Below are 23,880 nucleotides of genomic sequence, written 5' to 3'. Positions count from 1 at the left end.
GAATGCCGGTGTCGCGCGTCTAAGCGAGACAGCCAGCATCAGTTCAGATGTTTGGAAGTGGACTGGAGATCTTCAGAATGACTAAACGCTACAATATCCTGACTCGTTGCCTGGCAGCAGTCGCTTTGTTGTTCGTCTATGTCGCAAGCACCTCCGCCATCCTGGTCGGCGCCACTACGTCGTCTGCGCAAGCGCAATGGCGCGGACGCGGCGGCTGGGGCTATCGCGGCGGCGGCTGGGGTCGCGGCCGCGGATGGGGTTATGGTCGCGGCTATGGATACGGACGCGGCTATGGCTACTACGGTGGTGGGCCCCGTTGCTGGTGGACCCCGCGTGGCGTTCGCGTTTGCCGGTGGTAACAACCGCCCGGTCGACACAAGCGATATTAAAGACATGAAATCAGGTGCGTCGGTCCCGACGCACCTGATTTGCTTTTTGGGGTTGGTTCACCTGCCGGGCTTGGCTCAGCTGCGGCACGCAAGAAAGAGCCCCGGAGACGCCGGGGCTCTAGTCACGGGAGAGAACGCTTCCGAAATCGGGACGCGAGGACGAGCCGGCGGCCCGATCACCCAATGCATCTACTGCGTGCATTAAAGCAGATTCGGCTGCCTCAGGCTGTAGCCGTGCCCCAACAACCCTCCGTAATGCACAGCCTGTCCACCGGTTCCCGAAGCTGGCCGATCACAACCCCGGCGCGCCTAGCCGTCGAGGATGGCGACCGCCCTCGTCCAGCCCGCCGACGCGCGCTCGATCTTCACCGGGAAGCACGACACCATGAATCCGGTCGACGGCAGCTGCTCGAGATTGTGCAGCTTCTCGATGTGGCAGTAACCGATGTGCCGCCCGGCCTTGTGGCCTTCCCAGATCAGGCTGGCGTCCCTGGTCTCGGCGTATCTCTTCGCGGTGAAGACGAACGGCGCGTCCCAGCTCCAGCCGTCGATGCCGGTCAGCCGCACGCCGCGCTCGAGCAGATACATCGTCGCCTCGTAGCCCATGCCGCAGCCCGAATTGACGTAGTCGGGCTGGCCATATTTCGCGCCCGCGCTGGTGTTGACGACGACGATCTCGAGCGGCGACAGCGTGTGGCCGATGCGCTTCAGCTCGGCTTCGACATCCTTGGCGGTCGCGACATAACCGTCAGGCAGATGGCGGAAGTCGAGCTTCACGCCCGGCTGGAAGCACCACTCCAGCGGCACCTCGTCGATGGTCCAGGATCGCTCGCCGCGGTTCATGGTCGGATGGAAATGCCAGGGCGCATCGAGATGCGTGCCGTTGTGGGTGGAGAGCGAGACCTGCTCGACGGCCCAGCCCTGTCCGTCGGGCAGGTCCTCCGCCTTCAGTCCATCGAAGAACTGCAGCATGCGCGGCAGCCCCTGCTGGTGATCGATATACTGGATGGTCGGATGGTTGCCGGGCGGATCGGCCGGAACGTCGTTCTGCAGGGGAACGGAGATATCGATCAGTCTGCGCGCCATGGTGCTTTTCTCGCGGATTGGTCTTGTCGGGCCGAACTACCCTGCCAGCGCGCGCGCGTTATCGGCAAGCCACATCCGCTCGAGTTCGCGCAGCTCACGATGTCGTGGCTTGGGCTGCGGCAAGGCGGCGCAACGTTGAACCTATCCCCCGCCGGCACGACCCATTGGCACTGGGGATTTCAGGGCCCAGTATTTCGACGGCGCCGTCTGGACGAGCATATTCCGTCCAGGCGGCGTTGTTGCCTCAGGCGAGACAATCCGGCCGAAGCTTGGTTACCCGTGCCGGAACGCTGTTCACGCACAGAGAGCCACGGAAACAATACGTGTGCTGATGTCGTGCGGATTGCTGGTGGTGTTGCCACGCCGATACAGAGATACCCCCGCAACGATGCTAACCAACCTGCATCTGAACCAAGACGGGGTTGCGTCGTGTCGGGATTTGATCACTGGAACGGTGCAAATAGAGCCTACTCGTCCGCCGAAGCGCCACATCTGCGCGATGAGCAGCAGCAGTTCGACCGCTATCACAAATTCGACGACCCCATCTCGCGACCGCCGGAGAGTGGCTCAAGAACCGTGATCCTAGATCGCTACAACCCGCCGGCTCGTTGATCTGGTCAGCGCCCGGGCGGCTGAAGTTGCGAGCAGTGGAGCGCGGGCGCTTCGGTCCCGCGCTTGCTATTTCAGGGTGCCAACCGACCGCGATTTGCGGACCAGGTCAGGCGCGAATGCCGAGCATGCGCCAATCATAAACATCGCGTCTACCGACGGAGCGTCTCTGTTAAGTCTTTGATTTGGATGGTCGGGGCAGCTGGATTCGAACCAACGACCTGCAGTACCCAAAACTGCCGCGCTACCAGGCTGCGCTATACCCCGACATTTCCGAGAAGCCCCGTGGATACACGCTTCAGCCATCGCCAGCAAGGCACCGGTGCGGGACTTCGTGCGGCGAATCCGGCACCGGTTTCCGCCGGAAATCGCCTCAAAACCGGCTGCTAACGGCCGCCGAACAGCGGATGGGCAACCCGGTCGCCGGGCTGAATGCCGTATTTCTGCGCGGTCCCGGCAATCACCTCGAGCACGCCCTTGGCGAGCCCGCGCGACGGAATGATCCGGGTCGAGAGCGGCTCGGTGTTTTCCGCGATCCGCAGGATGCGCCCGTCGGCGCGGATGAAGATCATGTCGAGCGAGATGTAGGTGTTCTTCATCCACATCGACACTTCCTGCTCCGGCGAGAAGTCGAACAGCATGCCTTTGCCGTCCGCGAGCTCCTTCCGGTACATCAGGCCGGTCTCCTTCTCCTGCTCGGTGGTTGCCATCTCGACCGAGAAGACGTGCACGCCCGATTTGGTGACGATCTCGAGCGGCTGGACGCTGGCGGCCCGCGCGGCCGGAGCCAGCAGTGCAGCGAACATGATCACGAGGCAGGCCATCAGCCACGAACGATGGCGTCCAACAATGCGAACGAAATTCATCGACAAATACTCACACCGGGGAAGATTTTCCGGCGGACCCTAACCCGACGATTGCGGCAAATGCCAGAGCCGAGACGGCTCGCCGGCGGCTCACGTTTCCGTCAGGGAGGATCAGACCCGGATCAGTGCGACGACAGCGCCGACGGACCGGTCTCCGGGTGGATCTCGGCGGCCATCATGCCCTTGGAGCCGGGCCCGAACCGCACCAGCACGTATTGGCCGGGGCGCAGTTCGGTCATGCCGAAGCGACGCAGCGTCTCCATATGCACGAAGATGTCGGGCGTGCCCTCGCCGCAGGTCACGAAGCCGAAGCCGCGCAGCCGGTTGAACCACTTGACCTGCGCGCGCTCGAGCCCGCTGGTCGCGGTCACCGTGACATGGGTGCGCGGCGGCAGCATCTGCGCCGGATGGATTGCCGTCGATTCGTCCATCGAGACGATGCGGAAAGCCTGGTAGCCCTTCGCGCGCTGCACGCATTCGACGACCAGCCGCGCGCCTTCATAGGCGGTCTGATAACCGTCGCGCCGCAGCACGGTCACGTGCAGCAGGATGTCGGGCCAGCCATTGTCGGGGACGATGAAGCCGTATCCCTTCGAGGCGTCGAACCATTTGATGACGCCGGAAACTTCGACGAGGTTGGCCGCTGCGTCGCCGAGGCCTGAGAAAGCATCCATCGCCGGATCGCGTGGCGCGCTTCCATACTCGCCTTGACCAATCCTGCTTTGCCCAACTCCGCCCATCGGCGGTCCGCCGAGCTTCTTGGACTCAAATCCGTCCGACCCCATGACCCCGGACCCCACACATCAAATGCAGATCGCCGTCGTTGCGGCGCACCCTGTACACGCTGCTCTCCATGACCAACTCACTCGGACTGATTTGGACGCGGCGCGAATCTCTCAACCAAAAGATAACACTCCCGCTTGCGGGGCATAGCTAAAAAACGATTCTTGCGGGAACTATGAACAGACTTGCAGAGCCGCGAATCAATCAGGCATCAATTGCCTACGAAAGGACCAAGCGTGTCGCCGATGTCGTGGCGGATCACCAGATCGGCGATGTCGTCCTGATCGGTCGGCTCGTTGTTGATGATCACGAGCCGCGCACCGCTCTCCTTCGCCATCATCGGAAAGCCTGCGGCGGGCCACACCACAAGCGATGATCCGATCGCCAGAAACAGGTCGCAGTGCCGGGAGAGTTCCGCCGCGCGGCGCATCGCATCCTCGGGCATCGATTGCCCGAACGAGATCGTCGCGGTCTTCACCGGATCGCCGCAGTCCGCGCAGTCGGGGGCGCTGCCCGTCTTGTCGAACTGCTGCTTCACCCACGACAGCTCGTAGTCCTTGCCGCAGCCGATGCAGCGGCCATAGGTCGTGTTGCCGTGCAGCTCGATCACGTCGTCGGCCTTGAAGCCCGACGCCTGATGCAGATTGTCGATGTTTTGCGTGATGATGCCGGGAACCTTGCCGGCCCGGTAGAGCGACGCAAGCGCGCGATGCCCACGACCGGGTTTGGCCGCCGCAAACGTCTGTTCCATCGCAAAGCGGCGCCGCCAGGACTCGTCGCGCGCGTCCTGGCTGGCGACGAACTCGTCGAACGGAATTGGTCGGTTGCGGGTCCACAACCCGCCGGGCGAGCGGAAATCGGGAATGCCGCACTCGGTGGAGATGCCCGCCCCGGTGAAGGGCACGATGGACGACGCCTCCGCAATCATGTTGCCGAGCTGCTCGACGCCGCTGCGCAAGTCTTTTGCGATCACTAAAAACAATCCGGTTGGCCGCAGCGACTATAGCACGGCCCGACCGATTGCGAGCTCAACCGTTGCGCGAGCGATCGGCTGCGAGCGGCGTGTCTTGATCGATCGGCTTGCGATCAGCTGCGTCGGCGCCCCGCTTGGTCGCTCTTCCAGCGCCTCAGCATCATCACATTCCTGCACTGGCTGCTCCGCATTGACGCCCAATTCGCCGACGCCAATGCGCCCGGGACAGGACCACGGCCAGGAGGATGGGCATGACCGATCAGGAAGACCGCGTCGCGCGCGAGCGCGAGGAGATCGTCGCACGCGTTGCCAGCTTCAGGGCGACGCAGCAGAAGTTCGAGCGCGATCGCCAGGAATATTACGACAACACGCTCGGCAATGCCTGGAGTGGATTTCAACGCAAGACCGCTTGACGCAAGACCGCTTGATGCCCTTGCCAGGCGACCGCGTTCATGGTCCGGGCGCCATGAGGCGCAAGTGAGAAAGCCCCGAGCGGCGTGCTCCGGGCTTACGGCTATTGCCAGTGCCGCCGTGCGATGGTTGCCGCAAACGCAGTTCCGGTTCCCTCGAGCGTTTTCCGTTCCGATCGGATCGCTCGAAAACGCGCCAGCCATACGATAGCGCAAAGCTACCATCGGTTAGCGCTGGAACAAAAATACAACCTCAGAGATTAGCTTGGCGGTGAACGAGGTTGGCATCAATGCCGGCATGGATGGAACTGCTGCTTAACGTGATGGGCTTTGCCGGCTTCATCGGCATCGCGATGTATCACAAGCATCCGAATGGGAAGCTGCCCGACTGAGCGTCGGCGGCGCGTCTCGGCTTGCCGCTCCCCCGGCTTGCCGTCTTCAGTTTGCCTTCCGGGCCTCTCCCGCGGTCCGGACCAGCCGGTCCGACTTCACCAGCACTTTGCCGCTCTCCGGCTGCGGCCGCAGCCAGAAGCTGATCACGACAAAAGCCGAGCAGAACAGCAGCCCCACCACCATCACGCGCCGGTGGGTCGGTCGATCAGCACTGTGGAACGATGGCATCATGGCTGTCACCCGCAGCCATCCCAATCGCAATCGCAGGTGGAGACAACACGATGCTGCTCTTAACCTAACCAGGTAGGGTTAGCGGTGGCCGGGTAACGCCTCGTCCGGATCTCCCGATCGGCGGCCGCAGCGGGATTCACAGCGATATCCCCTGCTTGTCCGCAGCAAATCCACAACGCCAGCGGGTCCAATTATCCAACGAAATACGCATCTTGCTGCGCGCTTGTCCACAGCCTCGCGCCGCGTGCGCGCATTCAGGCATCGGCGAGCCATTTCAGGGTGGCCCGGAAACCCAGGCTGCGGGTTCCAACCAGCACGGTTCCGAACACCTCAGCCTCGTCGCCGCTGAATGTGCCGGAGAACCCGCTCGTCACTTCCTGTCCGGCGAACAGCGGACGGGTGAACGGGTCCGCGAAGGGCGAATGCTGGTTGGTGCTGAGATGTCCCTTCCAGGTGCCCTCGCCGGCCGTATAGGCCCCGATTGACCAGAAATATGGCCCGCCGCCGATCAAGAGGCCGTCGCGCAGGATCAGGATGCCGCTGTCGCGACCCTTCACGCCGTCGGTCATGTGGATGTGGATCGAATAGAGCCCGTTCTTCATCGATCGCGCCGCCCGGTCCTGGCGGCCCGCAGTATGGCTCCAATCCGGCCGGCGTGCGAGCAGGCCGATACCGCCCGGCCCTCCGAATCGGCGCAAAAAGGCAGCTCCCCGGGCGCTTACAAATCGTTAAGAAACCCCTGACAAGGTTCGATCCTCCGGAGGGAGAGAGCCATGCTCGTATACCCCGTACCTGTCGAAGTGACGCAAGCCAGAGTGCAGCTCGTCGTCGACCAGACGGCGAAGGAGCAGCCGCGCATCATCAATGAGGATGTGCTGGATGTCTTCGCCGCGAAGAACCAGGCCGACCGTGAAGCGGTCGAGACCATCCTCGACATCAAGGTGTGAGAGCGGCAGTAGCCGACAGGAACCTCTCGACTGCGCACGGGTCATCCTGGTGACGCCAGGAGGCACCCATGTGCAAGCTGATCGCGGTCACCGTCTTCACCCTGATATGCGGCGGGGCCTTTGCCCAGGATATTGGTCCAGCGCCGCAGAGCGGCATGGAACGGCCTGAAAACACCAACGGAGCCACTCAGAGCGGCGCGATGGACACCACGGGGATGGATGTGAAGCGGGCCAACAAATCCGAGATGAAGAACACGGCAAAGGGCGCGGCAAAAAGGGACGACGCAAAAAAGTAGGTTCCCACGACGGAACGTCCGGGAAGCTGCGACCTTAAAAAACGACCTTGAAAAAAAGACGCGACCATCAAAAAAAGGAAGGAACGAGTCTCTCGTTCCGCCGTTATTTTGGCGAGCGGTACAACGAGGGAGAAATCCACCGGAAATATCAGCTCAACAAGCCCCGTCAGCTTACTTCGGTAACTGGCGGGGTTTTGTTTTGTGGAGGCGCCCATGTACGCCCTGTTCCGCGGCAAGACTCAGCTCGGAAGATCGTTCGCGACAGAGAAGGAAGTTTGGGAGGCGGCGCTGATCGACGGTCTTGTCGAGGATGTTCCGGTCGCAGACGAACTGGGTGGCCAGATCCTGCCTGCCGGACATCGCGTCGAGCGGGTCGATGAATACGAGCCGCAGCCCGATTGGAAACCCGGACGTTCCTGACGCCGGTCAGCCAATTGGAGGAACCAGCCGGCCGAAACGACATGCACATCGCGCGTGGTGCCGACAGCTCACCGCCCTGTCGGCTTTGGAAGGCCCCGCGAATTCCCCTCGCGGGGTCTTTCCTTTGAACCTTTCGCTCGCCGCGAAGACATAAAGGGCGCTGGGGGATTTCAGGGCCCAGCATCCGGCGCAGCGCTGTGGGACGAACATACTCCGTCTACGCGGCGCTGTTGCATTTTACAAATTCAACCTTAAGTTTGGTGTCCAACAGTTGACGGCTCACGCCCTGAGAGATCCCCAGTCCGTCAGCTGGGAAAGCCCCGCATCCAGCCTGCGGGGCTTTCTATTTTCCGGACCCAGGAACCTTCCGCGCGCAGCGACATTGTCTGCCCGGTTGCCGGCACGATCTCCCCAAGGCCGGTCGGCATAGACCTCGCGAGCCCACTCGCGGGGTTTTGCGCTTTAGAGGCCGTCCAACCTCGCGCGTCCTTGATTGGCCGTGATCGGCAATCGGTGCGATAGAGGCCGCGCCTCCAAGGCTCGACCACAAGCCCCGTCCCAGAAATTTCGCTGGGCGGGGCTTTCTTGCATCCGCTGCTGCGCAAGCGTGTCGCGGCACGTCCCGTCCATATCCGGCCGCGTGATCGCGCGGCGCAACCGGAGCCAACGCTCGCGAAGGCGTGAGCATGCAAAGGCGAAATGCGATCGGCAAAACTCGCGCTAACCCCTGCCCCGCGTCGCGTTTTGCTGCTATTCCTTGCCCCGTCTCGCCCGAGCCCAAACAAAATCTCTGAATCTGCAGGAGGATAAGAAAATGCGCTATCTGCACACCATGCTGCGCGTCCGCAATCTTGATGTCGCGATGAAATTCTATCAGGACGCGCTGGGGCTGAAGGAAGTGCGCCGCATCGACAATGAGAAGGGCCGCTTCACGCTGGTGTTTCTCTGCGCAGAGGAAGACCTCCATCTGCTCAAGTCCCTACCGCAGACCCGCGGCGCGCCGCTTGTCGAGCTGACCTACAATTGGGATGAGGAGAAATACGGCGAGGACCGCCATTTCGGCCATCTCGCCTACGAGGTCGACGACATCTACGCGACCTGCGAGAAGCTGATGAAGATGGGCGTCACCATCAATCGTCCGCCGCGCGACGGCAACATGGCGTTCGTGCGTTCGCCCGACCTGCACTCGATCGAGATCCTGCAAAAGGGCGAGCCGAAAGCTCCGGCCGAGCCGTGGGCATCGATGCCGAACACCGGCCATTGGTAAACACCGCGCCCGCTCCTACGTTCCTGTCGGCGTTTCGCCCTTGCTGAAGCGCCGAACGATCGCGAGGAACGCGACACGATCGTTGACGTTGCTCCCTCACAAGCATGCGAGGAGGCAACGATGGGAAGAGGAATTTTGCTTTGGCTGTTGGGTGTGCCGATCCCGGTGATCATCGTGTTGTGGTTGTTGTTCGGTCACTGACGGCGTCTTGATGCATCGCTATCAACAAGGCTCTGCCGCTATGCGGCGGAGCCTTTTTTTGCTCTCGGTACAATTCACCCCGCGCTTTTCCCCGACGCTTCAGCTATGAACGCGCGCAAAGCACAACAGCGGGAAGAAACGCGTGATGGACGGTAAGCCGCAACTGACGATCTGGGGTCGGGCCAACTCGGTCAACGTGCAGAAGGTGCTCTGGTGTCTCGCCGAGCTCGACCTCCCCTATCAGCGCATCGATGCCGGCATGCAGTTCGGCAAGAACGATCAGCCCGACTATCTCGCGATGAATCCGAATGGCCGTGTCCCGACGCTGGTCGACGGCGACTATGTGCTGTGGGAATCCAATTCGGTGATGCGCTATCTCTGCATGGCCTATGGTCATGGCGCGCCGCTCTATCCGCAAACGCCCAAGGCGCGCGCCGCCGTCGACCGCTGGCTCGACTGGACGCTGTCGACGCTGCAGCCGGTCGACCGGCCGGTGTTCTGGGGGCTGGTGCGCACGCCGCCGGAGAAGCGCGATATGGTCCAGATCCAGAAGGACGCCGATGCCGAGGGCGTGGTGTGGCGCGTCGTCGAGGCGCAGCTTGCAAGGCGCCGCTTCATCGAGGGCGATCAGTTCACGATCGCCGACATCGCGCTCGGCGCCTTTGCGCGGCGCTGGCTCGGCGTCGAGGGCGTCACCAAGCCGAAGCTGCCCCATCTCGAACGCTGGTTCGGTGAGATCGCGGGGCGGCCGGCCTTCGTGCGCTTCATCGCGCCGCCGATGTCGTGAGCGCGGGCGGCAAGCCGCTCAACGCCCGCCGCTGGACATCCCGCCACCGACGCTGACGGCACCACCGAGCTTCACGCAGGTGTCGGAGCCTTCCACCTTGACGAAGCCGGGTCCGTACGATGCGCATGGAATACTCCGCGTCGCGGATTTCGACGGCAAGGTTTTGCCGGCGTCAGCGGGCGTCTGGAAATTGCGGCGGTCGCCCTGCTGGGCGAACGCGGCGGCGGGAAGCAGGACGGCGATGATGGCAATGCAGATCTTGCGCATCCGGCCTTTTATCCCACGCCGCCGGACGAGGCTAGCTCATGATGCGATCGGGAAGGATCGCAGCATGAGCTAGCTCTTTTCTTGAGCATGATCTGTTCGGAAAACCGGATCCACTTTTCCGGATCATGCTCTACCGCACGAACTTGACGCCGAACGTCCTGCCCTCGCGCCACACCACTTCGCAGGCGCGCCCGGTGCGGGCGTCGCGCGAGAACGCCAGCCGCAGCTTTGCCGGCAGCGTGTTGTTGTCCTGGACCGTGATCTTGGCGCCCGACGAGGACATGTCCTCGACCACGCAGGGCCGCGCGGCAAATCCGCCGTCGAGCGTGATCCAGCCGGATTGCCGCAGCGATTTGCGCGTTTCGCGCTTCCTGGTCCCTGGAGACATCACATCATCCCGAGCCTAGCCGTATCGCCGCTAACTTACCAAAGGGTTGCGAAACAGCTGCGGATTGCAGCGATCCGCCGACCCGTGCACAACGGACGAGACGGCGCGGCGAAAGCGTCCGTCCGAGCACAATGCGTTGAGTTGGCTGGATTTCCGGCTGGCCATGATGGCGCTCCCTAGCGGCGCGGCGAGCCCGTCAGGCGATGCTGTTGATATCTCGGGATAATCCGTAATTTATTGACTTCGGCCGGCCACTCCTCCGATGCTGGCGTGCAACAAAACGTCCAACAGGGTCCGATGCCGGAGCGTCTTACCAAGCGAAACGGGTACTGGCATTTCGTGCGTCGCGTGCCGCCGGAATTCGCCGCGGTTGACCCACGCGGCATCGTCAAGCAGTCGACCAAGATCCGCATCGCAGACGATCGGTCGGGCATCCGTGCCGGCCGTGTCGCTGATCAGCTCAATATCGACCTGGAGGCCTCCTGGAGAGCGGCCGCCGGCCAGGGAAGCCGGAACGCCCTCGTCGCGCTCGAGGAGGCCCGGCAGCGGGCACAAGCTCTACAGCTGACCTACAGGCCGGTTGATGACGTTGCCAAGGAAGCCCTCGCCGAGATCCTCCGCCGGATCGACGCCTTGGCAGTGGGCGATCGACGGCATGATCCTGCCACGGCCGCGGCGACCCTCGGCGGCGTCGAACTCCCCGAAATCATGCTGTCCGGCCTGTGCGATGAATTCGAGGTCGCCAAGAAAACCACGATCGCCAGGATGTCGCCTGGCCAGTTCAAGAAATGGAAGAACGGCAAGAAGCGCGCGATCGAGCTGCTGATCACCGTCGTTGGCGATAAAGCCATCACGCGGCTGACGCGCGACGACGCGCTGAAATATACCGACCACTGGACCGAGCGTGTTGTCGATGGCGAAGTCCTGGCCGCGACTGCAAATCGCAACCTGACGCACATCACAGGCATGTTGTCGGCCGTCTCCAAACGGCACCGGCTCAATCTGGATCGCGTGTTCGCCGGCGCCAGGCTCGAGGGTGAGGCGTCGCGGCCTCGGCCACCCTTTTCGCCTTGGTGGATTGTCAACCGCCTCCTCGCGGCCGGCGCCCTTGAGACCATGAACGACGAGGAACGCGCCGTAGTCATGGTGATGGTCAATACCGGCGCTCGGCCGAGCGAGATCATTAACCTGCGCCGCAAGCACATCGTGCTCGACGCGCCGATTCCGTTCGTCCGAGTGCGGCCGGACGATCGCGTCCTCAAGACGGTATTCTCCGATCGAGATATTCCGCTGGTCGGGATCTCGCTTGAGGCTATGCGGCAGTTTCCCGATGGCTTCCCGCATTACCGAGATAAGGGCGATACACTCTCGGCCGCGGTGAATGCTTATTTTTCTGATCATGGACTGCGCGAGACGGACAGCCACACGCTCTATTCGCTGCGGCATGGCTTTAAGGACAGGCTGCGCAGCGTCGAAACGCCTGACGAGCTCAAGGACGAGCTGATGGGCCATGACACCAAAAAGCCAAAGTACGGCGACGGTCATGGGCTCGATCTGAAGTGGAAGTATATTCAGCTCATAGCGCTGGCGCCGGGGATGCATGTCCCCGCTCCGCTGCAGCTGGTGGCGGCAGCAAGTTAGGCCGTCCAATGCCAGACCGGCCGTCTTAAGCCCGATGCCCGTCTCTCTCAGGCCGGCGGCCGAACTGCTGCAAGTCTGGCAGCACCGCCCTCTTGGCAGAGGCGACCGATCTCACCCGCGGGTGCGCAAGCTGAGCCGAAGTTTGCGTGTCAGCCGATCAGCAGCCACCAAGTGGCGAGAGCAAATGCAATGAATGACACTCCGACTAATCCGAGAAAGCTATAGTCTAACGCGTCCAAATGGCTCGGCTTGAGCATGGGCTCCCCCACTTCCGGAGAAACCGGCCCCAGCGCCCCGGGGAGAGCGCTTAGGCCGATAGGTTGGTCCCACTCCTCGTCGTACCGATCTAAACTACGTTAATTGCAAGTTGTTCCCGAACGGAGACGGCCCCAGCGCTTGGGAGCACGCTGGGGCCATCGGCCTTCCACTCACACTGTCCGAATGCGGTTTGGTCGGCGGGATGGTGAGAGCTGCATTCGGATGACAGACGAACAAAGCTCGGCCACGTTCGTTCCTAGCTGCCATATAAAACAGATGCTTAACGGGCGCGCCCGCAGGCTCGCCCTGCGGCGAACTGTGATCGGCGGCGACAACTCAAGAACGACTTCGTTGTTATCCATCGGGGAGAGCACGATGGGATGTTCGACGTGCCTGACGTCTGCGACAATCCTCAAGGCAAAAACTACCGATGCCCGGTTTGCGGTGAGATTGCTGTGACCGTCTCTGCTCAGGGGGCCGCGTTTTTGTCTCGCGCGCTATCTGACCTCACCTGCCCCAATGGACACAGACTCATAATTACACCAGGGGGCAAAGTCGTGGCTGCCCGAAGCTCGAGAACAGACCAATGTTAGACCCCACTGCAGAAACGGCGCGTCTGATGAAGGTAACGGAGGCGATCGTCGCTGAGCTGGACCGCCAGGGCGTTGCCGAAGCTGTCGCCGACCTCGGTTTCGACCCACTCGAGCTGGCCCGGGTAGTAATCCGCGCGGCGGACGGTGACGTGGTGCCTTTTCGGAGGCCCTAGACATGGTCGAGCCCAAGATCACCCTGGGCGAGATGCGCCAGTCCGGCGCCCGCGGCCTCCTCGTCTTCTGCTCGGACCACCGCTGCAGCCATTCCGTCGAGCTGCCGCCGGGCAAGGTCGATCAGTGGCCGGACCGCGTGCGCCTCTCCGACCTCGAGCCCCACTTCACCTGCATCGCCTGCGGCAGGCGCGGCGCCGATGTACGGCCGCACTTCTCGCAGGCGAGGATGGGGATGCGCTGAGGCATGCCAAGAAAGACGCCGTTGAAGGGCGGTTTGGGCAACCGAGGAACACTAAGCGGGCTTTATTGTTATGCTGCCATTATGACGCCAACCGTCACTGTTCATTTTACCTGTCCCGGCTGCCGCATCGTCTATTCGGCGATCCAGGAACGCAGCGCAACCCATACGAACACTTCTGGGAGCTTCGATTGCCGGCAATGCGGAATGCTTGTTCACCACTGGGCCGGGCTCTACGACTATAACGAATGGAGAATCGTTTCCCTTGCGACCAAGCAACCCAAGATGAGAAATGAAATACGTGGGTGACCGCCCCTACTCCGACCCTGAGAAAGCCGCCCGCAGGATCATGGAGCACGCCCGCGCATTCGAGCCCGTGCAGGACGGCCGGATCTACATCGAGAAGATCAACTATCCGATGCTGTACCAAGACAAGGCGACGCCGGCCGAGTATTGGGCTGGCCTGGAGTACGCCAAGGATCAGGGTTGGCTCGAGTACCACGAGAGCGGGACGTTCATCAGGATGACCCAGGCCGGGAAAGACCTATTCGCCTAGCCCAAAAACGGGTGCTGTCCGTATTCATTGCCCCCGCGTCCTAGTTGTCCTAGTTCGGATTGGCTACCGAGGGGGCCAACACATGTTCCGGTCCCATCATTTTCCATGCGACACCATCCGTTCTCGGCCTTGAGCTAGATCAAAGGCTCCGTGGTTCTCTGTGGGTGAACGGAGTTCCGAAGGTCTTATTGCCCGGCGAGTTCCATGTGTGATGATCTCCCTGATTTCTGGGAGGACTGCCCATGAAGGACATGCAAGCCCACTTGGAAAAGCTCCGTACCGAGGCTGAGGAGTGCGAGCTAATCAGCAAGCTGGCGACCAACGCCTCCAAGAAGGAGCTGTTCGCCAAGATGGCCGCACATCACAAAGCGCTAGCCGATGAGGTCGAGCGGGCCATGCTAGATCGAAAGATTGAGGAACTTGTAACTTACACGAAACTTACATTCCCGTTCCGCAGGAACCCTAGCCGGGAGGGGATATATGGGAAAGAAACGTCGTCGTCGTCGCGTCATTCAAACTAGTTCGCTTGAAGCGCGCCTCGTAGAGCGCGCCCAAGAGTTGCGCGATCGGGCCGCAGCAATGGCCCCCGGTATCGAGCGAGAAGCGCTTATGAAGCTGGCGCGGCAAGCCGAAGCTGGGGCGAGCATGAGCGAGTGGCTACGCGCTCCCGCGATTCAATCATCGACCTAGAAGGGATTTCAAGTGAAAGGATTATTGATCGCCGCTGGCATTATTTTTGTTCTTTACGTCATCGATCAGCATTTCAATCACGGTCAATACACCGATGCCGTTCAGCGCATGGCGGCCCAGATGAGGCATTCTTTTGGATTGTAGGCTGCCTCGGTTGGAGCGCGGCTGAGAGATTCTCATAGTTCAATGCACGCCCCCATGGAACCCGTTTGATATGCGTCGTTGCTGACAACGGGAGACGACGATGCCCCATCGTAAATTCCGCGCATTGGAGCGCGAATGCCATTTACAGGCCGCCCTTACGGGGCATAAAGAGACCAGCGACGAACTCCGAAAAATGGAGCGCGAGTACAAGGTTATCGCTGATTGGTTAGAGGCGCGTCAGCAAGCGGACCAACAACCGCCCTCCGAAGAGTAAGGCCGCCTGAGTTGGCGGCCCTAAAGGGCGAACGCGCTAGCCGCCGTCAACACTGACAGCAAAAGCAACAGCAAGATTACGCGCTCTGTCCGCTCCATCATGAGGCCCTGTGTTAGCGGGCTCTTTCATTTTAATGGAGCTACCTATAGGCGCCCCGCGGCTTACGCGCCGAAGAAGTGACCTCCCAAAGAAACGGCCCCAGCGAGGGGTCCAGCTGGGGCCTAGTTTAGACTTATCGGGCGCGCGTGAGCTGCCCCTAGCGGCAACCACGCGAATGGACCGCATAAATATGGTACCGGACATAGTTGCCGGGACAACTGCACGCCCGCGCATGGGCCTATGCTTTGAGAACCGTTCGACTAAAGTTGATGGGGCCGATTCACATGGTTCAATGCCTGGCGACGCTATCCTGTAAGTCTATTGCTCGATTGGAATTCGCAGATGGTGGTTGCAAATGGAATTTATTGGACGCCCGATGCGAGGCCGCTTCCTCGTTCGGCAAGGTGGCAATGGTTGGATGGTCTACGACAGCGAGCTCAAAGGACCAGCCCAGATAGAAAAGAACGGGGCATTCGCCGAGAAGCTGACAAAACAACAAGCTGAGATTCTCGCGGAGCGACTGGCGACTCGCAAACCCGCCTCATGATACCTACCTTCGGGGCATGCCAAAATTCGAGTTCTGCTTGCCGACCGTTGGAAAGGCGGTCCCGGCCGGCCCGGAGTGGTTCCACGAGATCAAGTACGACGGCTACCGCCTGCGCCTCGAGCGTGACGGAGATCGCGTCCGGCTGATCACCAAGGGCAGCCACGACTGGACGAAGCGCTTCCCGTGGATCGTGGAAGCTGCCCTCAAGAACCGCCAGAAGCAGTTCGTGATTGACGGCGAGGCCGTAGTCCGCGGCGTCGATGGCTACTCGGACTTCAACGCCCTGCACTCAGGCAAGCACAATGCCGAGGTCGAGATGCTGGCTTTCGATATCCTCGCGATGGACGGCGACGACCTGAGGGATCTACCGCTCTCGATGCGCAAGACGAACCTGCAGCGGTTGCTTGCCCGCCGGCCGGAGGGCATCTTCCTGTCGGATTTCGAACAGGGCGAGATCGGACCTGACCTCTTCCGAAAGGCCTGCGAGTTCGGGTTCGAGGGTCTGGTGTCAAAGCGATCGGATCGCCCCTATCGCGGCGGTCGGTGTCCGCACTGGATCAAGGTCAAGAACAGGACGCATCCGGCGATGTCGCGGGAGTTTTGAGTGGCCAAAGACGCATTTGACCAATGGTGGGAGTGGGCCAAGAAACCACGAAATTCAAACTTGGAGATCGACGTTAGCATCTGGCGCCCTGTCTCCATGCTCTCCCCCGCAGATCGGCTTGACCGTCGGAAGGTCAATGAAGCCGTGGCGCGGCACAAGGAGCCCGACGCCGGTTAGGGCGCCGGGCTCAGGTCTGGTGTTCTCACGCCGCCTCATCACCGTTTAACGTGAAAGTCGACGAAGCTCGTCAAAATCCAGCCAACGCCACCACTCAACAGAACAGCCAGCCAATAGAGCCACCGACTAGCATTGCGCACGCCAGTGGCCTGCACCTGAACATTCTGGACGGCCTGGACGGTCGGCTTCATGTCGGCGATATCTTTGGTCGCAGTCGCGAGCTGCGCGCCCATGGTTGTCATCTCGGCGCGCAGCGCATCGACCTTTTGATGCAGATCCTTTCGTCCGTCCGAGGCCTTCGCCTCCATCTGCGTCCAGGTATGCAGCAGGGTCGCGACGGTCGACTCGAGGCCGCCGATCTTCGCGGCCATCTGCAGCAGGGCAGCATTCACGCTGCTAGCGTCATCACCGCTCATTTCGGCTTCTTCCACTTCAACAGGCTAAGGCGCGGCGCCAACTTTTCCGCCGGCGCGATGTTCTCGCAGGCCACGCCGTCAACGCGGCCGATCCGCTCGCGGACGTCCTGGTATTGGCAGACGGCGCGACGCAGGCAGGCATTGACCTTTGCCAGCGCCGCGCGGTCGGTTTTCCAGAGCCGCTCGATCTCGCCGGCGTCGAGATCGCGATCCGGCGTATCGACCGGCGCGCGCTCGCAGGCCGCGACGTCCGCCGGCATCGGGGGAATGTTCGGCGCGTCCGGAGGCGGAGGCTGCAGCTTGTCGACGCTACCTGACGCCACGCACCCGGCGAGACATGTCGCGAGTAAAACACTTGTTAGGATTAGCCGGCGTTGCATCGATTGCCCCCTGGTTGGATTTGAACTGCTCCTCGGCCGCCGCGGCACGCTTGGCATCGCGCTGCTGCAGAGCGTTGGCGAAAACGAGCTGGCGATTCTTCTCCTCGAGGCGCGCCTGCAATTGAGCATTCTGCGCGGCGACCTGCGCCGCCCCGCACTTGGCATCGGCCGAGCTAAAGCCGACGTTGTAGAGATGCGCACCGCCGGCGATCACGGCCCCCCCGGCGATGACAGCCAGGCTGCCGGCGAACAGCGCGCCGGCGGCAAATGGCGAGAGGTTGACGCCGGCGAGGCCCGCCAGGCGCATGAGGATTGCGACGATCCAGCTCATGCGTGTTTCCCCGCGCGATAGTCAGCCAGACGACGCTGCTCGAGCTGGTGCGCCACGAACCAGACCAGGACGCCGAGGCAGGCGACGACGGCCAGGGCAGCGACGCCGATCGCGATCGCCTGGATCGCGCCAGGCGTCAGGCCGAGGGCGCCGACCGCGTCCTTTGCCGCCGACACCTGCGTCGCGCGATCGGTCAGCCAGGCGAGCACGCCGCCGCCGGCGAGGCCGCTCGAGCTACCGAAGATCTTGCCGGCCCATTTCTTGGCCCGATCGGTCAGAGCGATTGTCTGCGAGCCCTCGCCGCGGAGATCCTCGACGGTCGCGCTCGCCCGCGTCTCGGCGACCTGGCGCGCTGCCTGCGGTTTGCCGAGCTCGGCGATCAGCTGCTCGTCGATCGCGGGCGTCAGCGGCAGGCCACGCGCGTTGCGATAGGCCAGGATCATTCCCTCGGTCCGGCCCTGCGGCGATTGCTCGCCGTCGACCTGGCCGACGTCGTAATAGCCGAGCTCACGCAGCCGCCGCTGGACATAGGCGACGGCGTCCGGATCGACCGGCGCCGGCGTCGTTGCGAGCTTGGCATGCTCATGCGGATGCGAGGCAGCGAGGCCATGCTCGAATAGCGCCGCCTCGTCGTCGCGACGGATACGCAGGCCCTTGCTGTCGGGCCATAGCCGTTTCATCGACCGGATCAGGCCGGGGATCTTGGCGAGATCGCCGCTACCGATCGCCGCCTTGATCTGGCGCATCTCCGACCAGCGCGCGCCAGGCTTGTTAAAGCCGCCGGCGTCGCGATTAAACGCGAGCGAGAGGATGACGCCTTTGCAATCTGGCGAGAGCTCGTCGAAGCCCGGCAGCAGGCGCCGGCAGATCGCCAGATAGCGCGGGATGTCATGGCTCGAGAAAACCTCGAGCGCGACGTCCCACGGGATATCGACGACGCCGCGCAGCTTCCGCGCCAGCGCGGCCGCGGCCTGCCCCGTAACGCCGCAGCACTTCTCCAGCGCCTTCAACATCGCATCCGGGATCTTGCCCGACCAATCGGCCAGGAACTGCTGCCGCGTCGTCTGGCCGACGTCATAGCCACAGGCGATCGTCACGCCGGACTGTTCGCCAGGCCAGGTTGGCCACCGCAGATGCTTTGAATACCAGGCCTCGCCGGTAACCTCGGCGCTGACGATCAAGTCAAACGCCGCACGGGAGATCCCATGCAAATCGATAGCGCTCGCAGAAATGACTGCGTTGGTCATCGTGGTAGTCCTTTTGTTTCAGAAGAAAGCGCCTTCAGCGAAGGTTTTCGCTAGAGCAAGAAGGTCGCCGACGTTGTGCGGAGTGGTAGAGCGGACGCGAGGAACTTCTAACTTGCTAAATGCATATCTTGCTGGGCATCACTTGGCAGCGTGAAGCGATGTACAGAGAAAGTATCATAGATCAATTGAGGGAGATCGAACGTCAGGTAGTCGAGGGAGAGCGTCAGCTGGCCGAATGCGAGGCACGCCTTGCTGAACTGAAACGACAGAATCAAGACATAGCCGGCACGCAGCGCGAGCTTAAGATGCTGCGCAACAACCACAGCCAATTCGAACAAGAGCGGCAGCGTCTGCTGTTCCTGCTTCACCCGTAGTGATTTAAGAGCGGAAGCGTCGTAACACCTCAGGGGCACTGGGCTTCGGCAAGCCATATTGCTCGGCGCGCTCCTCTGCCAAGTGTCTGTACGCAGCAGCTTGGTTCAGTAGCACTGATCTGAACGATTCATTCTCTTCAGAGGCTGCTAACCGCTCGAACTCAACAGCCCGATCCAAGTATTCCGTAAGCATCTTCATAACTGAAAACCACCGCACGAGCGCCCTCAGAGCAAGTGTCGCGCTTTCGAACAAGACCTGTCAATCACATCGACGCGGTGGGTAAGTCGAGCCTCTGCCTTCAAGTTAGTCATTTTAGTTTTTGTGCTGCGGCCCGGTCAGACCAGGGCATTTGCGCGTATCAACAGTTGGTCGACTTGTGCGTCGGAGAGGCCGACGACCGCGATCATGTGCTGCACCAGAGGATCTGCGCGCCGGATCTCGGTCGCGAGATCCCATTCCTCCTGGACGTTCGCATCCGCCGCGATCGCGGCCTTGACCGCAGCCCATGTGCCGAGCTCGTCGAAGGCCCGTTTCAGGCCGAGCTTGGTGCAATAGGACGGCACCGGCGCCGGCGGATTAAGAAATGCAATCACCGCCGGGTCGTCGTCGGCGACCAGTTCGGTCACCATCGGCGCCGGTTGCTCACAGGCAAACCATCCGACGATGGCGCCATCGCTGTTTCGCTGTACAAATCCCATCTGCTTCATCCCTCCAATGGATCGAACCAACCGCGCGTAAAGCAGCGGTAAGACGTGTTCGCATTGGATGATCGCGCGGCGATCTGCGCTGATGTATCGGTCCAGATGCGCAAGTCGTTTGCGTTGCCGGAAGTGGCCGTTGATGCTTCCAAACCGTTCCCGCCGACCGAATAGCTAGGTGCGTTGTCGGTAAGGCCGGTTTCGTGCGTCCACCAAACGGTGTTTTGCGCGGGGTTCCACGCAATGACGTTCAGCAGGGCTTGCACCCTGACGCCGGTCGGACAACTGGCGAGCGCGAACGTCTGCAACGTCGTTCCGATCGTCGTGGTTACATCCAGCGCCGAACCGGGCCAGAAAAACTCCCTGCCCCGCTGCAAAAGTGCCGAGAAATTGACGCCGCTATTGAACCACACGACGCCAATGCGACGGAATAACGTATATCCGGCAGGCATCGTCGGCGCGGTCGCGCTCTTTGACATGAGCGCGTCGACGGTCGACGTCGTCGGATTCTTTATCACGAAGACATGGTAGAAGCCGTTCGCAAGCGACCCGGTATCGAGGCAGCCATTGTTGTTGCCCGCCGCCCATGCCGAACTCGACTTAATCAGCGCAGCACTGAGGACGATCATGTCACCCGCGTTTCGATCGCAAGCGACACCGGCGCTGACGCTGAACGTCGAGACGGCGCCTGGCGATGTAATCTTCAAGCCGGACAGATGGCCGAGCATCAAACCGGGAATACCGAGATTGACGATCGCAGCAGGCTTGTTGGTCAGATCGGACAGGTTAGCTGTCGATGACAGGTCGCCGGCGCCGGGCTGACCAACCCGGTTGAAATTCCAATCGTTGAACGTGCCGGCGCCGGCAAACTTATCCCTGAACATGAGCAGAGCGCCGGTCGACGGATCGTAAGTGCAGACACCCTCCTGCCAGTTGCCAATGTTGGCATTGGACGAAGCGCGAAGGCGAACGCCGTTCTGGTATGACAGGTCCGTCTGCGTCGTAAACCCGACGCTGCCGGCGCCGATCGTGATCGAGCTCGTGCTGGTGCCCTCGGCCGTGCTCTGGCCGATCAGCCGCCATTTACCCGCCGCGACATCAGTCGCAAACGTTCCCGATACGTGCGCGACCAGGCACTGATAGATGTTTTTATTGATCGGATGCACCACGACGCTCGCCGGAGGGCCAGCAACGTAGTTCTGTCCCGTCGCCCATGTCGCCGTTTGCAGCCACGGCAGCGGACCTGTTGGGCCGGTATCGCCTTTGCTGGCGAGCAACGCCCAATAGGTCGGATCTGGCGGCGCATGACCGGAGCTCGAGGCCGCCTGAATCCAGACGTAGGACGAACCGCCGATCGTGGCGACGTCCATCAGGTTGTAGGCCTTGGCATTGTCGTAAGGCGCCGGGATGCCGAGACCCCGATAAATCCCGAGGTAGGTCCATGCGCCGGCGACATGAACCCACATTTTTCCGGTCGAAGGCTGCAGCGCGAATTGACCGTCCGAGCCGAGCGAGGGATCAGGCGCAGCGAGCGCCGCGTCGACGAACCAGAAAAAGCCGGTCGTGTTCAGCGCCGCGACGAGCGTCGAAACATCAGCCATCGCCTGCGCGCCGGCGATGCGCTGCGGCGACATTTTCCAGACGACATAAGCGACGTCGGCTTGCGCGCCGCCGCCCCACGGCGGAATGACGAGATGCGTCGGATCGGTAACATCGGCGATGATCGTCTGAAAATTGCCGATCTGCAGGACGTCGCCAGGCCGAACATTCGTGCCTGACCAGATCGTCGCTGAACCGGAAACAATCGTACCGCCGGCCGCGACAGAAACCGTCCCGGTCGAATAACTGGCAAGTGCCGTCATCTCGAGAAACCCCTCGAATGCAGTTTGTTTGGCTGGTTGAGTGTTGAGGCTACGGCAGCAGCGCGAGCCGCTGGTCCTCGTAATGCGCTGGAACGTTGTTATCCGCGAGGATCTTGGTCAGCTCCTCCAAGGTCCGCGCATTGCGCACGGCGACGACGAGGCCCCTGCGCCGGTTTTCCTTGACCATGAGATCGTCAGGCTTGGCGAGGATGATCGCCGCGAGCTCCTGCGCGGTCTTGCCCTCGATGCGCGCCGCCTCTTCGAATTCTGCGGTCGGCGCGGCGCCGCCCAGGACCGACAGCGCCAGCATATGCTTGCGGGAATGCGCAATGTCGTGGCCGTCGACCATCAGGAATGTGTTGATCCGGCGCTCCGCGCGCTTCTTCTCCTGGACGAGGGGCGAGATGCTGATTTTCATCGCGCGACCACCTCGAAGGCGCCGACCTTGTACGGCTGCGCGGCAACGATGGTTACCCGGAACGTGCCGGCCTGGTCGATCGCGAACTCGAGGCCGCCGTCGACAACGTCCTCCTGATGCACCAGCCTGTTCTCAAACCAAACATAGACCGTGAACGCTTCCGGCTGGACCGTCAGATGCAGCGCATCGACGCCGTCCGCCTCGATCGGCCGGATCTCGCCGCTGATGACGACCTCCGGCTTAGGCCGGATCTCCGGCGGATCAGTCGACAGGTCGACATAAGCCTCTGTGATGTCGACATTGCCGTCATACAGAATGTGATCGATGCCGGCCTCCGTGAACGATTTGGCGATTTCGTCCATCGGCCTCGCGGCGTCGAGAATGACCTGCGTTATAAATCCGGTCTCGTCGTGCCGGATGAGCGTCTTGGTCTTATTGACCGCCTCCGGCTCGTCGACCGTGACCGTCACGGCCTCCGGACTGACCGTGACCGCCTGCCCGCCGACCGTCGCCGGCGTATAGCCATGCACGGCCCATGCCGCGTCGAGTGTTACCCCCGTCACCCTGCGATCCTCCTGAACAACGAGAAATAGAGCCGTCCCTGTTGGTTGCCGAATTTGAACCGAAACACGATGGACGAGGTCGTCACGGCCGCGTAGATCCAGAAATCAGTGCCGCCGCCGCGGTAGGCTTCGCACTGCAAATATTGCGTGCCAGGGTTTAGAAGGATGCTCGGATCGCAATAGCCCAGCATGAACGGCGGCGCGTCGAGCGTCTCTCCGAAATTCAATTGAGCGGTGCTGTCGTTGATGCTGTCCAGCGTGCCACTCAAATAGAACTGGTGACCGGACCAGCGGGAATCGAAAACGGTCTGGTCCAGATTGGCGAGCGCTGCATCAACGCCCGGCTTGCTGACCACCAGCCTGGCGCTCGGTCCGCCCTGCATAAAAATCCGCTGCGTCACCCGAGGCTCCGATTGAAGATCATGTAGTCGACATAAATGCCGTAGGACTCGGACAGCGAGTTGTTGAAAATCATCTGGTTGTTTTGGATGCGGAAGCCGTTCGATATCTCGTAAAACACCGTGCCCCCTATGGTGATGTCCCTCGGCACCGCCATATCCAGGCGGTAGGGATACGACACCACTCCAGAGTCAATGTAGGTCCGGAACGCGACGAACGGATTCTGCGGCAGCGTCGCCGGATAAGGTACCGCAACATCACCGCTCAGTGCCGGCAGGAAGATGCTGCCCGACATGATGACCTGCTCGTTCTTGACGTCCGATTTCAGCAGGAACTGCGCTGCAGCAGTCGCCGTAACGACGTCGACGCCAGGCACGGAAAGCCAGGCGCCATATTGCCCAAGGCTCGGATGCAGGCCCATCAAAAAGCGGCGAGCCACTTACCAGACCTTCCAGGCGACATAGAACAGGTTGAACGCCAACCCATGCAGCCGAGAATATCGGGCGAACACCAGGCCGGAGTCATCCGGAGTAAAGCCATCCCTCGCGCACAACACGGCGAAGGGCGATCGCTGAATTGCGGTTGAGCTGTTGGCGTCCCGCATGACGAGCGTCTGCCCGTATCCTGCAGTCCCTGACGTGATGCTATAGGGGACAATGTCCACAGCTGGCGGCGTGGGGTAACTGCCGGAGTAAAACACCTTTGCACCGCTCAGAAACGTGTAAGCCGGAATGAGACCGACCTCGAGCGGCCTGCCCTGGTTCAACCGACTGTCCAGCGACAGGTATTTGTAGTCGACGGCCGGCGGAAACCGCGCGTCAAATCCCGACTTCGACACTGTGACGCGAGAGGCATCGATATAGATCCGGACCGCCATGTCCGA

General features: G+C 61.7%; 34 protein-coding genes and 1 tRNA gene. 14 read left to right on the top strand and 21 right to left on the bottom strand.

Annotation, left to right across the window (positions count from 1 at the left end):
• Window positions 1-698: 698 nt before the first annotated feature.
• From ACVI1L_RS33885 to ACVI1L_RS33865, 5 genes are all read right to left on the bottom strand, one after another.
• Entirely contained in the window at window positions 699-1,475 is a 777-nt protein-coding gene (locus tag ACVI1L_RS33885; protein ID WP_092083424.1) for a cyclase family protein, read from the bottom strand.
• 799 nt (window positions 1,476-2,274) lie between these two features.
• Window positions 2,275-2,351 (bottom strand) — tRNA-Pro (locus tag ACVI1L_RS33880).
• Window positions 2,352-2,470: 119 nt separating this feature from the next.
• Entirely contained in the window at window positions 2,471-2,950 is a 480-nt protein-coding gene (locus ACVI1L_RS33875; RefSeq protein WP_456784895.1) for a DUF192 domain-containing protein, read from the bottom strand.
• Between the two features lie 122 nt (window positions 2,951-3,072).
• Window positions 3,073-3,735 (bottom strand): cold-shock protein, encoded by a 663-nt coding sequence (locus ACVI1L_RS33870; RefSeq protein ID WP_057018559.1) that lies wholly within the window; start codon window positions 3,733-3,735, stop codon window positions 3,073-3,075.
• A gap of 209 nt (window positions 3,736-3,944) precedes the next feature.
• Entirely contained in the window at window positions 3,945-4,706 is a 762-nt protein-coding gene (locus tag ACVI1L_RS33865; RefSeq protein WP_076828654.1) for an SIR2 family NAD-dependent protein deacylase, read from the bottom strand.
• 251 nt (window positions 4,707-4,957) lie between these two features.
• Here ACVI1L_RS33865 and ACVI1L_RS33860 point away from each other — a divergent pair, with 251 nt between their 5' ends.
• A complete protein-coding gene (locus ACVI1L_RS33860) occupies window positions 4,958-5,119 on the top strand; it encodes a hypothetical protein (RefSeq protein ID WP_162832435.1) in 162 nt (53 codons plus the stop codon).
• A gap of 435 nt (window positions 5,120-5,554) precedes the next feature.
• Here ACVI1L_RS33860 and ACVI1L_RS33855 read toward each other — a convergent pair whose 3' ends face one another.
• Both ACVI1L_RS33855 and ACVI1L_RS33850 read right to left on the bottom strand, forming a co-directional pair.
• Window positions 5,555-5,740 carry a hypothetical protein gene (locus ACVI1L_RS33855; protein WP_057018561.1) on the bottom strand — a complete coding sequence of 62 codons (186 nt, stop codon included), beginning with the start codon at window positions 5,738-5,740 and terminating at the stop codon, window positions 5,555-5,557.
• 254 nt (window positions 5,741-5,994) lie between these two features.
• On the bottom strand, window positions 5,995-6,438 hold the full coding sequence (locus tag ACVI1L_RS33850) for a GrlR family regulatory protein (RefSeq protein ID WP_456784894.1): 444 nt from the start codon (window positions 6,436-6,438) through the stop codon (window positions 5,995-5,997).
• Between the two features lie 75 nt (window positions 6,439-6,513).
• Between ACVI1L_RS33850 and ACVI1L_RS33845 the strand changes: the two genes are divergently transcribed.
• The 5 genes from ACVI1L_RS33845 to ACVI1L_RS33825 all read left to right on the top strand — a co-directional run bounded on the left by ACVI1L_RS33845 (window position 6,514) and on the right by ACVI1L_RS33825 (window position 9,658).
• Window positions 6,514-6,687, top strand: coding sequence for a hypothetical protein (locus tag ACVI1L_RS33845; RefSeq protein WP_018271496.1), 174 nt, complete (start codon window positions 6,514-6,516; stop codon window positions 6,685-6,687).
• Between the two features lie 68 nt (window positions 6,688-6,755).
• Complete coding sequence (locus ACVI1L_RS33840) at window positions 6,756-6,983, top strand: hypothetical protein (RefSeq protein WP_076828658.1); 228 nt, start codon at window positions 6,756-6,758, stop codon at window positions 6,981-6,983.
• 213 nt (window positions 6,984-7,196) lie between these two features.
• Window positions 7,197-7,403, top strand: coding sequence for a hypothetical protein (locus ACVI1L_RS33835; protein ID WP_456784893.1), 207 nt, complete (start codon window positions 7,197-7,199; stop codon window positions 7,401-7,403).
• 814 nt (window positions 7,404-8,217) lie between these two features.
• Entirely contained in the window at window positions 8,218-8,670 is a 453-nt protein-coding gene (locus tag ACVI1L_RS33830) for a VOC family protein (protein WP_016844600.1), read from the top strand.
• A 346-nt stretch (window positions 8,671-9,016) separates the two neighbouring features.
• A complete protein-coding gene (locus tag ACVI1L_RS33825) occupies window positions 9,017-9,658 on the top strand; it encodes a glutathione S-transferase family protein (RefSeq protein ID WP_456785644.1) in 642 nt (213 codons plus the stop codon).
• An 18-nt stretch (window positions 9,659-9,676) separates the two neighbouring features.
• On the opposite strand, the gene ACVI1L_RS33820 is transcribed toward ACVI1L_RS33825, so the two are convergent.
• Together ACVI1L_RS33820 and ACVI1L_RS33815 are read right to left on the bottom strand one after the other, a co-directional pair.
• Window positions 9,677-9,925: a hypothetical protein gene (locus ACVI1L_RS33820; RefSeq protein ID WP_456784892.1), complete on the bottom strand. Its 249-nt coding sequence runs from the start codon at window positions 9,923-9,925 to the stop codon at window positions 9,677-9,679.
• A gap of 130 nt (window positions 9,926-10,055) precedes the next feature.
• Window positions 10,056-10,313: a PilZ domain-containing protein gene (locus ACVI1L_RS33815; RefSeq protein ID WP_057018566.1), complete on the bottom strand. Its 258-nt coding sequence runs from the start codon at window positions 10,311-10,313 to the stop codon at window positions 10,056-10,058.
• Between the two features lie 297 nt (window positions 10,314-10,610).
• On the opposite strand from ACVI1L_RS33815, the gene ACVI1L_RS33810 reads away from it, so the two are divergent.
• The 8 genes from ACVI1L_RS33810 to ACVI1L_RS33775 all read left to right on the top strand — a co-directional run bounded on the left by ACVI1L_RS33810 (window position 10,611) and on the right by ACVI1L_RS33775 (window position 16,131).
• Complete coding sequence (locus ACVI1L_RS33810; RefSeq protein WP_456784891.1) at window positions 10,611-11,954, top strand: molecular chaperone; 1,344 nt, start codon at window positions 10,611-10,613, stop codon at window positions 11,952-11,954.
• A 1,026-nt stretch (window positions 11,955-12,980) separates the two neighbouring features.
• Window positions 12,981-13,220: a hypothetical protein gene (locus ACVI1L_RS33805; protein ID WP_456784890.1), complete on the top strand. Its 240-nt coding sequence runs from the start codon at window positions 12,981-12,983 to the stop codon at window positions 13,218-13,220.
• A gap of 289 nt (window positions 13,221-13,509) precedes the next feature.
• A complete protein-coding gene (locus ACVI1L_RS33800; protein ID WP_456784889.1) occupies window positions 13,510-13,773 on the top strand; it encodes a hypothetical protein in 264 nt (87 codons plus the stop codon).
• A 242-nt stretch (window positions 13,774-14,015) separates the two neighbouring features.
• On the top strand, window positions 14,016-14,294 hold the full coding sequence (locus ACVI1L_RS33795) for a hypothetical protein (protein WP_456784888.1): 279 nt from the start codon (window positions 14,016-14,018) through the stop codon (window positions 14,292-14,294).
• Window positions 14,295-14,475: 181 nt separating this feature from the next.
• Window positions 14,476-14,607, top strand: a complete 132-nt coding sequence (locus tag ACVI1L_RS33790; RefSeq protein WP_456784887.1) for a hypothetical protein — start codon at window positions 14,476-14,478, stop codon at window positions 14,605-14,607.
• A gap of 100 nt (window positions 14,608-14,707) precedes the next feature.
• On the top strand, window positions 14,708-14,881 hold the full coding sequence (locus tag ACVI1L_RS33785) for a hypothetical protein (RefSeq protein WP_456784886.1): 174 nt from the start codon (window positions 14,708-14,710) through the stop codon (window positions 14,879-14,881).
• A gap of 454 nt (window positions 14,882-15,335) precedes the next feature.
• Window positions 15,336-15,527 (top strand): hypothetical protein, encoded by a 192-nt coding sequence (locus ACVI1L_RS33780; protein WP_456784885.1) that lies wholly within the window; start codon window positions 15,336-15,338, stop codon window positions 15,525-15,527.
• A 16-nt stretch (window positions 15,528-15,543) separates the two neighbouring features.
• Entirely contained in the window at window positions 15,544-16,131 is a 588-nt protein-coding gene (locus ACVI1L_RS33775; RefSeq protein WP_456784884.1) for an ATP-dependent DNA ligase, read from the top strand.
• A 215-nt stretch (window positions 16,132-16,346) separates the two neighbouring features.
• Here the strand turns inward: ACVI1L_RS33775 and ACVI1L_RS33770 are convergent, their stop codons facing one another.
• The 12 genes from ACVI1L_RS33770 to ACVI1L_RS33715 form a co-directional block, all read right to left on the bottom strand.
• Window positions 16,347-16,724 carry a DUF1515 family protein gene (locus ACVI1L_RS33770; RefSeq protein ID WP_456784883.1) on the bottom strand — a complete coding sequence of 126 codons (378 nt, stop codon included), beginning with the start codon at window positions 16,722-16,724 and terminating at the stop codon, window positions 16,347-16,349.
• Window positions 16,721-16,984: a hypothetical protein gene (locus ACVI1L_RS33765; protein ID WP_456784882.1), complete on the bottom strand. Its 264-nt coding sequence runs from the start codon at window positions 16,982-16,984 to the stop codon at window positions 16,721-16,723. The genes ACVI1L_RS33770 and ACVI1L_RS33765 overlap by 4 nt, the downstream gene beginning before the upstream one ends.
• A gap of 49 nt (window positions 16,985-17,033) precedes the next feature.
• The gene (locus ACVI1L_RS33760; RefSeq protein WP_456784881.1) at window positions 17,034-17,435 is read right to left on the bottom strand and encodes a hypothetical protein; all 402 of its coding nucleotides are present in this window, start codon (window positions 17,433-17,435) and stop codon (window positions 17,034-17,036) included.
• Window positions 17,432-18,682: a peptidoglycan-binding protein gene (locus ACVI1L_RS33755; RefSeq protein ID WP_456784880.1), complete on the bottom strand. Its 1,251-nt coding sequence runs from the start codon at window positions 18,680-18,682 to the stop codon at window positions 17,432-17,434. Before ACVI1L_RS33755 ends, ACVI1L_RS33760 begins: the two co-directional genes overlap by 4 nt.
• Window positions 18,683-18,789: 107 nt before the next feature.
• The gene (locus ACVI1L_RS33750; RefSeq protein WP_456784879.1) at window positions 18,790-19,050 is read right to left on the bottom strand and encodes a hypothetical protein; all 261 of its coding nucleotides are present in this window, start codon (window positions 19,048-19,050) and stop codon (window positions 18,790-18,792) included.
• Window positions 19,051-19,392: 342 nt separating this feature from the next.
• Entirely contained in the window at window positions 19,393-19,755 is a 363-nt protein-coding gene (locus ACVI1L_RS33745; protein ID WP_456784878.1) for a hypothetical protein, read from the bottom strand.
• 5 nt (window positions 19,756-19,760) lie between these two features.
• Window positions 19,761-21,617, bottom strand: coding sequence for a hypothetical protein (locus ACVI1L_RS33740; protein ID WP_456784877.1), 1,857 nt, complete (start codon window positions 21,615-21,617; stop codon window positions 19,761-19,763).
• Window positions 21,618-21,666: 49 nt separating this feature from the next.
• The gene (locus ACVI1L_RS33735) at window positions 21,667-22,035 is read right to left on the bottom strand and encodes a hypothetical protein (RefSeq protein ID WP_456784876.1); all 369 of its coding nucleotides are present in this window, start codon (window positions 22,033-22,035) and stop codon (window positions 21,667-21,669) included.
• Complete coding sequence (locus ACVI1L_RS33730) at window positions 22,032-22,598, bottom strand: hypothetical protein (RefSeq protein WP_456784875.1); 567 nt, start codon at window positions 22,596-22,598, stop codon at window positions 22,032-22,034. The genes ACVI1L_RS33735 and ACVI1L_RS33730 overlap by 4 nt, the downstream gene beginning before the upstream one ends.
• Complete coding sequence (locus ACVI1L_RS33725) at window positions 22,595-22,999, bottom strand: hypothetical protein (protein ID WP_456784874.1); 405 nt, start codon at window positions 22,997-22,999, stop codon at window positions 22,595-22,597. The genes ACVI1L_RS33730 and ACVI1L_RS33725 overlap by 4 nt, the downstream gene beginning before the upstream one ends.
• Window positions 22,996-23,436 carry a hypothetical protein gene (locus tag ACVI1L_RS33720; protein ID WP_456784873.1) on the bottom strand — a complete coding sequence of 147 codons (441 nt, stop codon included), beginning with the start codon at window positions 23,434-23,436 and terminating at the stop codon, window positions 22,996-22,998. Before ACVI1L_RS33720 ends, ACVI1L_RS33725 begins: the two co-directional genes overlap by 4 nt.
• Window positions 23,437-23,874 (bottom strand): hypothetical protein, encoded by a 438-nt coding sequence (locus ACVI1L_RS33715; protein ID WP_456784872.1) that lies wholly within the window; start codon window positions 23,872-23,874, stop codon window positions 23,437-23,439.
• Between the last annotated feature and the right edge of the window lie 6 nt (window positions 23,875-23,880).

The sequence above is a fragment of the Bradyrhizobium sp. USDA 4516 genome (assembly GCF_054055915.1).
This window is presented reverse-complemented; position numbering and strand designations above follow the sequence as displayed.